10 protein-coding genes and 1 pseudogene are annotated in these 14,442 nt (G+C 54.5%); all 11 read right to left on the minus strand.

All coding sequences use genetic code 11. The features are described from left to right. Nucleotides 1-70 precede the first annotated feature (70 nt). The 11 genes and pseudogenes from cydC to KI367_RS27470 all read right to left on the minus strand — a co-directional run bounded on the left by cydC (nucleotide 71) and on the right by KI367_RS27470 (nucleotide 14,195). Nucleotides 71-1,834 carry a thiol reductant ABC exporter subunit CydC gene (gene cydC / locus KI367_RS17225; protein WP_212951136.1) on the minus strand — a complete coding sequence of 588 codons (1,764 nt, stop codon included), beginning with the start codon at nucleotides 1,832-1,834 and terminating at the stop codon, nucleotides 71-73. After that, entirely contained in the window at nucleotides 1,831-3,570 is a 1,740-nt protein-coding gene (cydD, locus tag KI367_RS17230) for a thiol reductant ABC exporter subunit CydD (protein ID WP_212951138.1), read from the minus strand. Before cydD ends, cydC begins: the two co-directional genes overlap by 4 nt. Continuing rightward, nucleotides 3,570-4,589 carry a cytochrome d ubiquinol oxidase subunit II gene (gene cydB / locus KI367_RS17235; RefSeq protein WP_212951140.1) on the minus strand — a complete coding sequence of 340 codons (1,020 nt, stop codon included), beginning with the start codon at nucleotides 4,587-4,589 and terminating at the stop codon, nucleotides 3,570-3,572. The genes cydD and cydB overlap by 1 nt, the downstream gene beginning before the upstream one ends. Then, nucleotides 4,576-5,982: a cytochrome ubiquinol oxidase subunit I gene (locus tag KI367_RS17240; protein ID WP_212951141.1), complete on the minus strand. Its 1,407-nt coding sequence runs from the start codon at nucleotides 5,980-5,982 to the stop codon at nucleotides 4,576-4,578. Before KI367_RS17240 ends, cydB begins: the two co-directional genes overlap by 14 nt. 359 nt (nucleotides 5,983-6,341) lie before the next feature. Then, complete coding sequence (locus tag KI367_RS17245; protein WP_036706234.1) at nucleotides 6,342-6,827, minus strand: hypothetical protein; 486 nt, start codon at nucleotides 6,825-6,827, stop codon at nucleotides 6,342-6,344. Between the two features lie 137 nt (nucleotides 6,828-6,964). Next, on the minus strand, nucleotides 6,965-8,605 hold the full coding sequence (locus tag KI367_RS17250; protein WP_212951143.1) for a hypothetical protein: 1,641 nt from the start codon (nucleotides 8,603-8,605) through the stop codon (nucleotides 6,965-6,967). A gap of 3 nt (nucleotides 8,606-8,608) precedes the next feature. After that, nucleotides 8,609-9,409 carry an ABC transporter ATP-binding protein gene (locus tag KI367_RS17255; RefSeq protein ID WP_212951145.1) on the minus strand — a complete coding sequence of 267 codons (801 nt, stop codon included), beginning with the start codon at nucleotides 9,407-9,409 and terminating at the stop codon, nucleotides 8,609-8,611. A 150-nt stretch (nucleotides 9,410-9,559) separates the two neighbouring features. Then, nucleotides 9,560-10,411 carry a copper amine oxidase N-terminal domain-containing protein gene (locus KI367_RS17260; protein WP_212951147.1) on the minus strand — a complete coding sequence of 284 codons (852 nt, stop codon included), beginning with the start codon at nucleotides 10,409-10,411 and terminating at the stop codon, nucleotides 9,560-9,562. A gap of 183 nt (nucleotides 10,412-10,594) precedes the next feature. After that, a pseudogene (locus KI367_RS17265) lies at nucleotides 10,595-11,610 on the minus strand (S66 family peptidase). 58 nt (nucleotides 11,611-11,668) lie between these two features. Continuing rightward, nucleotides 11,669-12,976: an MFS transporter gene (locus KI367_RS17270; RefSeq protein WP_212951149.1), complete on the minus strand. Its 1,308-nt coding sequence runs from the start codon at nucleotides 12,974-12,976 to the stop codon at nucleotides 11,669-11,671. A 58-nt stretch (nucleotides 12,977-13,034) separates the two neighbouring features. Further along, nucleotides 13,035-14,195, minus strand: a complete 1,161-nt coding sequence (locus KI367_RS27470; RefSeq protein WP_212951151.1) for a winged helix-turn-helix domain-containing protein — start codon at nucleotides 14,193-14,195, stop codon at nucleotides 13,035-13,037. Nucleotides 14,196-14,442 lie beyond the last annotated feature (247 nt).

Here is a 14,442-nt window from a genome sequence, read left to right on the forward strand (position 1 = left end):
TCGCACCCCCTTCGCGCACCATTTTAACCATATATAGGATGCGCGGATTTGGCGATCTTATTCATTTCCTTTACCATCCAAACTCCGGCCGATCCAGCCGGTACAACCGGCGATACCGCTCCGACGCCGCCATCAGCTCCGCATGGGAACCCCTCATCTCGATGCGCCCGTTCTCCATGAAAATGATTTCGTCCATCTGCTCCGCGCCTGCCAAATGATGCGTCACCCAGATGAGCGATTTGCCCTTCATCGTCTCCAGGATCGTGGCCATGAGATCATGTTCCGTGCGCGGATCGAGCCCGACCGTCGGCTCATCCATAATGACCACCGGGTTGTTCTGCAGCAGCACCCTGGCCAGCGCGATCCGCTGGCGCTCCCCGCCGGAGAAACGCTGCCCGGTTTCATGCATCGGCGTCCGATAGTCAAGCGGCAGCGATTCAATCAGCCGATCCAGCTTCACCTGCGCAGCCGCGCCGCGGATTTCCCCATCGGTTGCGTCCCTATCGCCGAGGCGGATGTTGTTTGCCACCGTCGTATCGAACAGATGCGGGTTTTGATTCAGCACGGAAATGACCTGCGGCATCCGGTCGCCGATGGCATAAGCCTCGATTCCGTTCAATCGGACGCTGCCCGACGTCGGCGCCAAAGCTCCTTCGATCAGCTTCAGCAGGGTCGATTTGCCTGCGCCGCTGCGCCCGATGATTGCGATCCGTTTGCCCTGCGGCAGATCCAGGGAGATATCCTGCAGCGCCCACGGGGAGCGGTCGTCATAACGATAACACAGGTTCTGCACCTGTAAATGGACATCTCGCGGGTTTTCCCCGCCAAGCGGTCCGGCCTTCGCCGTTGCCCCGGCCATGCCTTCGCTGTCTGCCGTCTCCGCATGCGTGCTTATTTCGTTTAAACGCTGCAAAGAGCTTTGATACCCCGGGATTTTTTCGATCGCCTCCGATACCGGCAGAAACGCATCCATCATCGGGAAGACGACGAGCGTAAAAGCCGCGATCAGCACGGCCGGGATGTGCCCGGCGGCGTATTCTCCGGCCGCCCATACCGCCATCGAAAGCACGCAAAAGCCCACCACGATTTGGCCGGCGAGCTGCCGCCAACGCGCCCAGCTTTTGAGCTGGCCGTCCACCCGCGCAGCCTCTTTCGCCGCCGCATCGTATACTGCCAAAAACTGCCCCTCCCTGCCGCTGATCACCCAATCGCTCATGCCGAGCACGGCGTCGGTCAGCATGGCGTACAACCCGCTGCGCTGTTTTTTCGCCAAACGGCTTTTCGCCTTGGTGACGAGCAGCGATGCCCACGGCAGGACGACGATCAGCACCAAAATGTACAGCGCCATCACCAAAGCAAAACGAAGATCGAACCGCCCCAATGCCGCGATCGATCCTATATAAAGCACCAACGCCGCTACGCTCGGGAATACCGTCCGCAAGTATACGTCCTGCAAATATTCGATATCGTCCGCGAGCACACCCAGCACGTCTCCGGTTCGGAACCGGGATGAAATGAACAACGCTTGCGGTTCCAGGACGCGATACAATCGGGTCCGCATCCGGGAGACGATCCGCAGCACGGCGTCATGGCTGACCAGGCGCTCCACGTAATGGACGACCGCGCGCCCGATCCCGAACGTGCGCACAAGCACGATCGGCACGTACACCATCAAAATATTTTCCGGCCGCATCGCCGCCTTGGAAATAAGGAAACCCGAGGTAAACATCAGCATCGCCGCGGTCAGGAGCGTCAGGCAGCCAAGGGCAATAATGACGAGAAAACGGCCGAGATACGCCCGTACATAAGGCCGAAACCAGCTTTCTTCCCTCATGCGATTCCCTCCCTTTGCGACCGGATCAGGTCATAATAAGCTCCCTTGCGGGAGATCAGCTCCTCGTGCGTGCCGACTTCGGCGACACGTCCGTGTTCCAGCACGACAATCAGGTCCATGTCCGGCATCCAGTGCAGCCGGTGCGTCGCGAGCAATACCAGCTTCCCTTCGAACAGCGGCAGCATCGTCTGCTTCAGTTCATATTCCGTCTCGATATCCAGATGCGCCGTCGGTTCATCCAAAAGAATAACGGGCCGATCGCTGAGAAAAGCCCGGGCCAGCGCCACGCGCTGCGCCTGGCCTCCGCTCAGCTGGCGGCCGCCACCGCCGATCGGCTCCTCCACGCCGTGCGGCAGGCCCCGAACGAGTTCCGTGAGCCCGGCCGCAGCGACGGCGCGCTCCACGTCTGAGCTGGATGCTTCAGGCGCATAAAAACGAATGTTATCCGCAAGCGTGCTGCTGAAAATAAACGGATGCTGCGGAATATACGCCATCAGCTTTCTCCATTCCCCCAGCGCCGGGGCATCCAAACGCCGTCCATCCACTGCCATGAACCCTTCGGACGGCTGCAAAAATCCGCCAAGCACGTCGATGAACGTGGATTTGCCCGCGCCGCTGGCGCCGATGATACCGATTTTGCCCGTCCCCCGCAGTTCCAGCGAAAGGTCCCTCAGCGAATAAGGCCCTTCCTGCTCATGCCGTACGGCCACTTCCGACAAGGACAGGCGGCTTTGGGCCGTCCAGTTCAGTTCTCTTTTTTCCTGACCGTCCTTCGGCTCATCCGCGGTCCCGGGAAGCGGCTCCTCGATGATGCTCCGCATGGCGGCCCCGGCTTCCTTGCCGTCCAGCGTGGCATGGAAATCGGCGCCCACCATCCGCACGGGCAAAAAATACTCCGGCGCCAGAATGAGCACCGTCAATCCGGTCACCAGCGCCAGATCGCCGCTGATCAGCCGCAAGCCCAGTCCGACGGCAACGACGGCGACCGACAGCATCGTAAAAAAGTCAAGCGCAAAGGAAGACAAAAACGCCACCCGCAGCGTGCGCATCGTCGCCGACCGGTATCGATCGCTGACCCTGGCGACGCTGCCGATATGCTCCCGGCTCTGCCCAAGCAGCTTCAGCGTCTCCAGTCCGCGGAGCGAATCGACGAAGTGGTTGGAGAGCGTGCGGTACGTATCCAGCTGCTTTTCCGTCGTTTTGCGCGCAGCCAGCCCGACCAGGATCAAAAACGCGATCAAGATCGGCATCGACAGGATCAGAATAATCCCCGACGTGATGTCCCGTATGAAAATATACGCGAGGACGACCCATGGAATGAGCGCCATTCCGGCCATCCGCGGCACGATCAGCTCCAGGTAGTTCCGGAATTTCGCCGTTCCTTCCAGTATGAGCGTGACCAGGTTGCCCGTGCCCTCCTGCTTCGCGAATCTTGGCCCGAGCTGAAACAGCTTCTCCATCACTTGCCGCCGCAGGCCGGCTCCGGTCCGTTCGGCGAAGGCATGGCTCACTTTTTGCTGAACGAAGCCTATGAGATGCCGGACCAGAAACGCTCCGAAAAACATCGACAACTTCAGGTACTGGCTGTGAAGCGGTTCGCCGGCAAAAAGGGCGGAGAGCGCCTCCGCCAGCCATCTTGCCAGCAGGATGATCGACAGGCTTTGCGCAAGCGTTAATGCGAGTGAGGCGGCAAGAATTGGCTTTATCCCTTTATAGCCGAGCAAATTCCGATCCATTAATATTCCAGATGCCCTTTCTCGTGAACCCGCTTATGGAAGACAAAATAACTCCAGATCTGGTAACCAAGCACGAACGGCAGCAGGGATAAAGCCACGATCGTCATCACTTTCAGCGAATAATGTCCGGAAGCCGCGTTGTCCACCGTCAGGTTGAAGGCGGCGTCGATCGAACTGATCATGACGTTCGGGAACAATCCGATGAAAAACGTCGCGATCGTCATGGCGATCACCGCGCCGGTCATGCCAAACGCCCAGCCGTCTTTTTGCTTGCCGGAAAACACGACCGCGAGCACGAACGCGATAGCCAAAGCCGCAAGCACGCCCACCAAGATACCGCCATGGGCTTCAAAAATGCCGGTGTTGAAATAGGTCAGCGTAAAGAACGCGACAACGAGTACCGCAAGCGGAACCATCAGGCTGCGGGCCATGCGGCGCGCGCGGGCCTGAAGGTCGCCCGTCACCCGCAGCGTTGCGAACAGCAGGCCGTGCACAAGGCAAAGCACCACCATCGTCAATCCGCCGACCACGGAATAGAAGTTGACGATATCGCCGAAAAACGAAGCTTTCATTTCCATCGCCCGGTCGATCGGCAGGCCTTGAATCAAATCGGCGAACACGACGCCCAGCAGAAGCGGCGGCAGCAAGCTGCCGAGCAGGATGACGATATCCCATGTTTTTTTCCAGGACGCCTTTTCCACCTTGCCCCGGTATTCAAAGGCCACCCCCCGCCCGATGAGCGCCAGCAACAGCAGTACCAGCGGCGTGTAGAACCCGCTGAACAACGTGGCGTACCAGTTCGGAAATGCCGCGAACATCGCGCCTCCGGCCGTCAGCAGCCATACCTCGTTGGCATCCCAGAACGGGCCGATGGAGTTGATCAGCACCCGGCGTTCGGTATCGGTTTTCGCCAAAATGCCCGTCGACATCCCGATGCCGAAATCAAAACCTTCGAGGAAAAAGAACCCCGTAAACAGCACCGCGACGAGCACGAACCACAGCTCATTAAGAGATAGCATGGCGGTATTCCTCCTTATCGAATGGATCGCTGGACGTTTCCGCCTGCGTTTCGGCGGCATACGGTCCTTTTTGGATGACGCGGATAAACAGGTAGGCCATCACGACGGCCAGTATGGCATAAATGGCTACGAAGGCGATCAACGAAAACAGCACTTGGCCCGCGGTAACGCTCGGGGACACGCCGTCGGCGGTCGTCATCAGTCCGAACACCGTCCATGGCTGGCGCCCGATTTCCGTCATGATCCAGCCCGACGTATTGGCGATGATCGGCAGCGAAATCGCAAAAACCATCAGGCGCATAAACCACTTGTTGCCGTTTTCCAGCTTTTTGCGGGCCGCCAAGTATACCCCGTACATGCTGAGCAGAATGAGCAGCGTGCCGCTCGCCACCATGATCCGGAAGCTCCAGAAGGTCGTGCGCACCGGAGGAATGTAATCGCCCGGGCCGTACTGCTGCTCATATTGAGCCTGCAGTTCCTTCATGCCCTGCACTTCGCCGGAAAATTTGCTGTACGACAAGAAGCTGAGCAGATAAGGGATTTGAAACTCCCCGGTGTTTCTCTGATTTTCCGTATCGATGAACGCCGTTACCGTCCAAGACGCCGGGTCGCCGCTGTTTTCCCAAAGCGCTTCGGTTGCTGCCATTTTCATCGGTTGGGTTTTGACCAGATATTGGGCCTGCTGGTGACCGACAAGCGCCACGCCGATCGAGGAAACAAGCCCGATGACGGTGGCGATCACAAACGATTTTTTGAAGAACGGCACGTCTTGTTTCTTGAGCAGCTTATACGCGCTGACCCCGGCAATGAGGAATGCGCCCGTCATGAACGCGGCCAATATCGTATGCGGGAACTCCAGCAGCAGCTGGCCGTTCGTGATCAGCGCCAAAAAGTCGTTCATTTCGGCCCGGCCGTTGTTGATCGTAAAACCGACGGGACGCTGCATGAAAGAGTTTGCCGCCAAAATCCAAAACGCGGACAGGATCGTCCCGATGGCAACCAGCCAGATGCACAGCGCATGCACTTTTTTCGAAAGCCGTTCCCAGCCGAAAATCCAAAGTCCGATAAACGTCGATTCCATAAAAAAGGCAAGCAGCGCCTCTACCGCCAGTGGAGCGCCAAATACGTCGCCGACGAACCGGGAATACGCCGACCAGTTCATGCCGAACTGGAATTCCTGCAGAATGCCCGTCACGACGCCGATCGCGAAGTTGATCAGGAACAGCTTGCCCCAGAACTTCGCCATCCGTTTGTACTCTTCTTTGCCTTTGACGACGTACATCGTCTCCATGATGGCGATCGTAAACGCCAGGCCGATGGACACGGGCACGAAGAAAAAGTGAAAAATCGTCGTCGCCGCAAACTGAATCCGCGACAGCATAATTACGTCCATTGTTCTTCCCTCTTTCTCATAGTTTTCAAGTTAGAACCCTTGGGCGATGGATTTGAATACCCCATCCTTTTGTTTTTCTCGGCATTTTGCAAAACCCGGCTTTCGCGCTCCCGGGCTGCAAAATCCCCTTCTTCCTGTATTCTGGCAGAGCATCGGGATTCTAAATGTGATAAATGTCACAATCTTAGGTCCAAAAGCCCACTTATGTGAATTATGTCACAAAATATTAAAAATTTTAGGCATCGCCCCAAACAAAAGGGACCGATCCAAGCCGCACGCGGCCCGAAAGCAGTCCCTTAATGGTTCGGATTTCCTCTATATCTTCTCGCCCGGACGGGGGCGTTTCGCGCAAATTCCTGCTAGTCTCTTGCTACGTAATACTTGTTCGTCATGTACCAGGCATCGCCTTTGTCCGTAGCCACTTTGCCCTTCTTCTTGTCCAAAAACACGATCTCGTTGCATTTGGAACAATACCATTTGGTCGTGTAGTACTGGGAATAGGTCGTGTAAGTCGTGCCGCATTTGCAGTCGACTTTGAAGTACACGCGGTTCTCTTCATACGCTTTGGACAGCTGATCGGTATTATCCGATTCCGTTGGGCGGTTGCCTACGGGCTTGATGACTTCGGCGTAGTTGGAGAAACGGTTGTGCACTTTGAAATCCGCGACCAGCTCTGGATTAAGGCCGAAAAACTCCTTGCCAATAGCTGTAATGAATTTCGCATCGGTGCGATAGCACTCGATCCATTCCTGAATTTGCTTATTCGATAAAGGTACAGTTCCTTTAATGCCACTATTCAAGGTGTAGGTCATGATGGTCAGGTTCTCATTGTCTTCATAGAACATTAATTCAGAAACCTCCTTATGATTTCATCTATTAATGTACTACTTCTTTGTACCATAATCAAAGTGTGAAATATAGGCAGGAAAGTGCAAATTTTTTTCGCCGGTGCAAGAACGGGTAATTTTACCTATTCAGGTACTTAAGACGCAGGCAGCTCGCGGAAAGCCAGCTTCCAAGCCAGGAGATTCAGAACGAGCAGAAGCAGCATATATAAATACTCGCCGTAAGGTAAAAATGTAAAGCCAAAATGCGCACCCGCGAAGACGCCGAGCAGCACTAAAAGCCCAAAAATGACGAACCCGCTGCCGGATTGCGAGCCTTGAAACGGCTGCGAAAACGGCAGTCCCTTCTCCAGCGCCATAAAGCTGACGACCACGTACAATAGCACCCCGAGTAAAATGACGACCAGATCCGGCACGATCCTTGCTCCGAAAATGATCAGAAAGATGACGGCCTGCAAAAGAAACACCGGAGCAAACAGCCGGACGACCATGGCTTTCAGCGCGCCTTTGTAGACGGGCGCGGTATCCGTCAGCGGCGCGGTTTGGTAGATCCAGGCCCCTTTATAGTTGCCCGAATATTTGAGCATCATGATGATGCTCGGGATCATCAGCGCGCAGAAGTACAGGAACAGGAACCCTTTGCCCGTCCTCATGGCGGCAAAACCGCCTTCCGAACGCAGCGTGTTGAACATGAAAATGAACGGAAAGATGATCGAAAAGCCAAGCTGCGGATACACCTTGAGCTTGAAGTCCCTCTCCCGGCCCATCATGTCCCAGGAAAAACGGAAAAAGAGCCTTTCGAGCTTCCCCCGGCAAAAGAGCTTGCCCAGCCCTTCCTGCAGGCGGAAACCTCCCGACTTGCCCCGCCCGTGATGGCTGGCGAGCTTTTGCAAATTGCGTTCAAAGGAAGGCATCAGCAAGGAATACACCCACCATGCTACCAGCGGCCCGACAACGGACAGCACCGAAAAGATGACGATCAGCGGCGATTTCCCTTCGCCAAGCAGCCATTCGAACGGAGAAGCGAACCAAGCGGGAAAAATGAAAATTTCCCACCATTGCGGCCTGAATGCGACCTTTAAATCCACGAAGTTGAATAATCTGGAAATAAACTGATAACCTACCGTCATCACGATGGTCAGTCCGATCTGGACGTAATTGATGATGTCTTTCAGCTTCTCCCCGTCGAAAAACCGCAGCACAAGCCAATAGAGCACGGCCGTCAGGACCACGATAAAGAAATCCATCAGGATGACTTCTACGAGAAAGAGCAGGAAAAACAGGACGCCATGCCGGAACAAACCGACCACAAGCGGCACCACGGTCAGCGATCCGGTCAGCAGCAGCAGGTAAATCAACACATGCAGCAGCTTGGCCATACTGATCGTTCGGCGCTGCACCGGTTTGGAAAACAAAATGTTCCTGTCGCGCACATCGAGCATCACCGAGGAAAAGTCGGAGATCATGGAGGTCGTAATCATAAACATGAGGATGCCGAACACCAGGCTCATCTGAAACATGTAGTTCGTCTTCATGACGACAAACGGTACCAGCACGACGCTGATGACGACGTAAATCCACAGCGACTTGATAAATTGGTTGGACTGATTGTCAGGGTCGGCCGTTTTGGAGGATTTCTGGATGAGCGTCGGCACCCTGCGGCCGTCCATCAGCAGCTTCATCTCCAAAATGCGGCGCATCATCGGGTAGTCGACTCCCGATCTTTCGAACAGCCCCCGCAGCGGATCCAGAATTTGCAGCCATTTCACGCTACCCATCCGCTACACCTCCCGGACGATAGACACGAACGAAGACGCCACATCCTTGTATTCGTGAAATCCGGTCAGATCGTTGAAAATTTGCTCCAGCGACCGTTCATGCGACTGTTCCCGCAGCTCCTCGAAGCTGCCGTCGGCGACGATCCGCCCCCCGTTCAGCAGCAAAATGCGGCTGCTGATCTTTTCGACGACGTCCATAATATGCGAGGAATAAAAAATCGTTTTGCCTTCCGCCGCCAGCGCGGCCAAAATCTCTTTTACGATCATGACGCTGTTGGCGTCCAGCCCGCTCAGCGGCTCGTCGAGGAACAAGATGTCCGGGTTATGCAGCAGGCTTGAGATGAGAAGCACTTTCTGCCGCATCCCTTTGCTGTACGAGGAAATCCGGTCGAAATAAACCTCTTCGAGCCCGAATTTGGCCATAAGACGCCGTGCTTTGTGATCCGCCTTCCGCTGCGGGAGCCCGTAAAGCTCCCCAATGAAAACCAGATATTCCTGCGCTGTCAGGCTGTCGTACAGCTCTGCTACCTCCGGCACATAGCCGATGCGCCGCTTGTATTCGATATCCCCGTCCGAGATGTCCCTGCCGAAAATCTTCACCTCGCCCTGGTGGCCTTCGACAAGGCCCAGCATGATTTTGACCGTCGTGCTTTTGCCTGCGCCGTTCGGACCGATATACCCGATGATTTGCCCTTGGTAGACGTCCAAATCGATTCCTTGCAAAATCGGCTTGCTTCCGTAGCTCATTTCCAAATTGCGGATGGATATGACCGGCTCCTGCCGGCCTCCTGCCGTTTCGATCATCCGTATCACTCCCTTGAGTGTTGCTTTATGTATTTTTGAAATCTTCATACATGCAAGTGAACGCTTCGGTTATAGATCGCCCTTCCGATTGCCGTTTCTCTTCCAAATAATAGCATACAGCTGCTTAATATGCTGGTTAAAAAAGTCAGATCATTTAAAGACCCTTCCAACGGCTAGGATATACCTCAATTTCTCATCATCATTACTCGCCGTAAAACCCACAGTTCTATTAAAGATTTCGTTCAACCCGAGTTTTGGGCGTGGCCGTTCATTGTTCTGATCCGTCGTATTCGAGTCTGCTTCCATTTGAAATGCTTTATCAAACAGGAATATTACATGAAGATCCTCTTTTCCTTCGGCTATGACTTTTCCGCTTATATTTTTCGATTGGATATGGAGCCTACCATTTTGCAATTCACCGCTGCCGTTATTATTCAATGTCAAGTCGTAGGAGAGTGGAAGAATTGCGTTATGATCCGCAATATCGGCAGGGGAAAGATCTGACTCTTTCATGAATTCAATCATTTGATTTTTGTCCGTGGATTCGCTGCTTATATGAACGAGCCCTGTATTTGGGTCTATAATTACCGGAAGATTCAAGTTATCTATCAAGGCACGAACCGGGATAAAAAAAGATTGTTGATACAGAACCGGGACCGTATCCATCATTCGGGGGACATTATTCACTTGGATACTCTTAGAGCCGGCTGTAATCTGGAGATCTTTATTATTCATTTGAATTAATGCTGTCTTGTGGGTTGGATTATAACTCACTTTACCACCGATTAATTCGCTTACAGCGCGTAAAGGTACCATTAATCTATTGTTTTTATCGAGGTATGGCTGCTTCGGGTAGGTGTATAATACATCATATTCATTAATCTGCAGCAGCACCGGAACCTTCTTTTCGATCATGGAAGCAGATGCATAGCTGCCCTTCGGGAAACCTAAAAACAATGCCAAAGCAGCAACTGCCATAAGAAAACGTTTTGTTTTTCGCACATGAACCCCCCCAGTAGTTTTTTTGTTAGTTTAGCAAAGTTAATTTTGAAAAGGAGAATAAGAAGTCGGCAGCTAATCCTATTTGCGACATATTCATAAAAACAGCCAAAAAGGTAAAAAGTTACATGTTGGATAAAAAAACAAAGCCACTTGGAATCCAAGTGGCTTTGTTGGGGGAAATCTTTACGGCCTAAAATGCTGCACGACCTTCCCGCGGCCGTCTTCCACTTCAACCTCGGCGTATGCGCCGTTGATGAAGGTAATCTGCGGAGGCACATGGCCGCAGTCGATGTCGTAAATGACGGGCATCTGCAGCTCTTCCGCAAGCTCCTGATACAAGTCCTCGACGGTGTAATTTTCGACCGGATGGTTGGCCGGGCTTCGGCCGAACATGAGGCCGGAGCAATGGTCAAACCAACCCGCCAGCCTCATCTGCACGAGCGACCGGCGCAAATCAGCCGTATTCAGCTCGCAGTTTTCAAGATACCACAGGATCGGTTCCCCGCCGATCCGCTCCTGCTGAAAGGTGCGGACATCGCCAAACGGCGTGCCGATCAAATGCCGGATCACGTCGACGCAGCCGCCGAGCAGGCGGCCCTGAACATGAACCTTGCCGCCGGTTACCGTTTTCCAATCGGTCGGTTCCGTCAAATGAAAGATGCATGGCGACGGATTGGCATGGTCCCACTCCTTCTGAAACTTTGGCGACGAATGCTGCACGACGGATTTCCCTGTTTTCGTCGACAGCACGGTTCGCCACATGGCCGTCGTCTCGTCGGAATATTCACTCCTTAAGTCCACCAGATTCGTGCCATGGGCGGTAGCCAAGCCTGTTGTGAGCGTCACGGCAAGCAGCAGCACGCTGATGTCCGAATAGCCGAGCATCCATTTTTCCGGCAGCATCTCCAAATCGAGATGTTCCAGAATCTCAACCAGCAGCTCTCCGCCCCAAGGCGGCACGATCAGGTCAACCCCTCGTCCCGGACCATCCGGTTCAGCTCGGCGGCGCGGACCTTGGCGGGAGCGGACTTGGCTTTGTTTTGAGTCCATACGCTTTCTCCGACAACCACCCGAAAGCCGTCCTTCTCCAAACGCCGGGTCGCTTCCCGAATCAAACCATGCAAGCTTTCCGGGACGCCGGATGACGGCGCTGTCGTGCCGATGACGGCACCTTCTTTTAAAATGGGATAACGTATCATTGCCGACCCTCTTTCACTAGAAATTTCAACTAAATTCCCCAAGGAATGCATAAAGAATTTACCCGGAAACCTCCCGCATTTCCTGCGACAGCGTTGCTGCCTGCTTGGACGGCCATAACGCTGCCTGAAAAACGAGGCAAGCGATCCCGATCGCCAAAACCACAGCTCCTAAGAGGAGAAACGCCATGCTTACGCCCCATCCATGAATAAGTACCCCGCCAATTAACGGGGCGGCGACCATCAGGGTGCTGGCGGACATGTTTTGGATGCCGAAAATGCGTCCGGTCATGCCCTCCGGCGTTTCTTTCTGCAGAACATAGTTATACGTTACGATAAACAGCCCGTTGCCAATGCCGATGACGAAGCCCAAAGCGATGCTCCATATGTCCGGCGAGCCCGGAACCAGCAGCCCCATGAAGCCGAAGGCGGCTCCAACCAGCGCTACGCCTCCCCCGATGCCGAGGCCGTATCTTACTCTGCCGAGACGGTTCAGCAGCAAGATGGTGATCACCGCGCCTACCCCGGTCGCCGACAGCACCCAACCGAGCAGCGATTCATTATGGGGTGCGATTTCCCGGTATAACGTCGGAAACTGAAAATCGATCATCAGGATGACCAGCATCACGGACATGTTGACGAGAAAGCTGCTGAGCAAAATCCGGCGCTGCAGCAGCGTGCCCCATCCCTGCTTCCACGATCTGACAAAGCCTTGTTTCTCCCCCTCATCGTCCGAATGGCCGCCGTACGACTTCCGCTCTACGGCCTCGTTTTGATCGATATGCCGCAGCGTAAACAGGAGTACGCAGGAAAGCAGCCGCGTGACCGCATTGACCAGAATGCAGAGCTGCGGGGAAAAAACCGTCAAAGCCACGGCTCCGAGCAGGGGACCCGCGATTTTGGAAAACTGGTTGACGAGTCCGTTGTAAGATGTCGCCTTCAGCAGCTGGTTTTCATGGACCACTTGGCGGGTCAACGCCTGATGCGCCGGGACGCGGAATACGCCCATGGCGGCGCGGAGCGCAAGAAGCGGCAGCAGCCAGTACATGCCCGGGACAAAAAGCAGCAGCACGGTAAGGACCGTCTCGGCCGCATCGGCGATCAGCATTAAATTGACCTTCTTCCACCGATCGGCGATGACGCCGGCAAACGAACCGAGCAGGATGCCCGGAAGAGCCATCATGACGGGAATGAGGGCAATCATAAACGGATCGGCATGCCAGCGGTAAGCGACCAGGATTTCAATCGCAAAGGCGTCGAACCATTCGCCGAAAGACGCCATGGCGTAGGCCGCAAACATTTTCGAATACGTCCGGTTGGCCCAAACCGATGCCGGGCGGTTGCCGGACGCAGTTGATACGGTTGACATCAGAATTCCTCCACCAATCAGAATACGCTTACTTTAATGGAGGAATATCAGAAGATTATCAGACGGAATCAAGAATCCGCTCGATCATCCGTTCAAGCGGCTGTTTATGCGGCAAAAACCCGTACCTTCGGTCGAATTCATCATAACGCGCCTGAAACTGCCGCTGGAGAGGAGGATCGTGATGCACCGTTTGAAGAAAGTCGAGCGTGCCCAATACGGAACTTACGAGAACAGGCACATTATGCGCGGCTTCCCCGGCTTCGAGGCCATGCTCAAAAGCGGAAAGCGCCTCCGTCCGGCGGCCTTGAAGCAGCAGCAGCCTTCCCTTTAACCCTTGATAGCTGCAAATCTCCCTTAAATAAGGGGTTTCGGCCAGCATGCCCTCGATCCGCTCCGAGCAGCGCTCCGCCTCCGAAATATGCCGCGCTTTCAGATGAACGTACAGTTCCGACGTGGCCACATGCACCTTAAAACCGTCAAGCTCACCGGTAAGTCCGTCAATCACACGGTAAGCCGCTTCGATCTTGCGCAGGTCTTCTTCAAGGTGTCCGTTGTCGGTATAAAGTCCGATGATGTTCAGCATCTCCAGCTCCCGGTGCATATGAAACGGCAAAATTCCGGCTTTGATGGCCCGCTCGAAGTAGTCCAGGCATTTCTGCGGCTCTCTGTAAAAAGCGTAATAGGAAACCAGCAGCCAATACAGTTTATCCCGATCCTCCGCGTCGGGGCTGTGCAGAAACCAGTCCAAGTCCGCCTGCACAAAACGGAGAAAAATCAAATAAAACGCATCAATGTTTACGCCAAGCAGCTCCTGCTGGTTGGCCAGAGCCAGCATCGATTGGCTTTGTCCCAGCTTTTGATACGTTTCAAGCAGCTGCGCGATCTGCTGCTGCAGACCGCCATCCGACCGCGATGGAACGGCAATCGCCGGGGTTTCCTGCACGATCAGGCTGTAACCGAGTCCCCGTACGGTAACCAGCCGGATCTGCCCGCTCCACCGCGTTAGCTTCTTCCGGAGGCGATATATATGGTCGTCCACGGTGCGTTCGCCGGGATATTCCTCTCCCCACACCTGATCGAGCAGCTGCTCCCGCGTGAAGGGCCGGCCGGCGTGGCGGTACAGAAACTGAAGCAGCGCGTATTCCTTGGCCAGCAGCACAATGGTATCCGACTTGTAAGTGACGGAATAATCGTTGGGGTGAAAGTCCAGATAAGCCATGCCGCTCTCCTCTCCTCGTTGCCTGTATTTATCAGTAACCCCATTAAATCATATACAGGATTTGACAGACAAGATATCGTTTAACGACGGCAGTAAGAAAAACGTCTATCGACGCGTTCTCTAAGAAGAAAGGCCGCCTTTATAGATAATGATGCTTGCAGGATCAGGAGGAGGCAGCGTCTCTGCAGTTCAACATCCTGATATGCCAAAAAAAGCCGCCCGCAATTCCCTAAGGGAAATTGGGGCG

The sequence above is a fragment of the Paenibacillus cookii genome (assembly GCF_018333375.1).
In the GTDB taxonomy this organism is placed as follows: domain Bacteria; phylum Bacillota; class Bacilli; order Paenibacillales; family Paenibacillaceae; genus Paenibacillus_AQ; species Paenibacillus_AQ cookii.

What these genes read in the sequence shown, in the direction of transcription:
- cydC (WP_212951136.1), bottom strand. Translation starts at nt 1,834, where the DNA reads ATGAGGGAAGAAAGCTGGTTTCGGCCTTATGTACGGGCGTATCTCGGC.
- cydD (WP_212951138.1), bottom strand. Translation starts at nt 3,570, where the DNA reads ATGGATCGGAATTTGCTCGGCTATAAAGGGATAAAGCCAATTCTTGCC.
- cydB (WP_212951140.1), bottom strand. Translation starts at nt 4,589, where the DNA reads ATGCTATCTCTTAATGAGCTGTGGTTCGTGCTCGTCGCGGTGCTGTTT.
- KI367_RS17240 (WP_212951141.1), bottom strand. Translation starts at nt 5,982, where the DNA reads ATGGACGTAATTATGCTGTCGCGGATTCAGTTTGCGGCGACGACGATT.
- KI367_RS17245 (WP_036706234.1), bottom strand. Translation starts at nt 6,827, where the DNA reads ATGTTCTATGAAGACAATGAGAACCTGACCATCATGACCTACACCTTG.
- KI367_RS17250 (WP_212951143.1), bottom strand. Translation starts at nt 8,605, where the DNA reads ATGGGTAGCGTGAAATGGCTGCAAATTCTGGATCCGCTGCGGGGGCTG.
- KI367_RS17255 (WP_212951145.1), bottom strand. Translation starts at nt 9,409, where the DNA reads ATGATCGAAACGGCAGGAGGCCGGCAGGAGCCGGTCATATCCATCCGC.
- KI367_RS17270 (WP_212951149.1), bottom strand. Translation starts at nt 12,976, where the DNA reads ATGTCAACCGTATCAACTGCGTCCGGCAACCGCCCGGCATCGGTTTGG.
- KI367_RS27470 (WP_212951151.1), bottom strand. Translation starts at nt 14,195, where the DNA reads ATGGCTTATCTGGACTTTCACCCCAACGATTATTCCGTCACTTACAAG.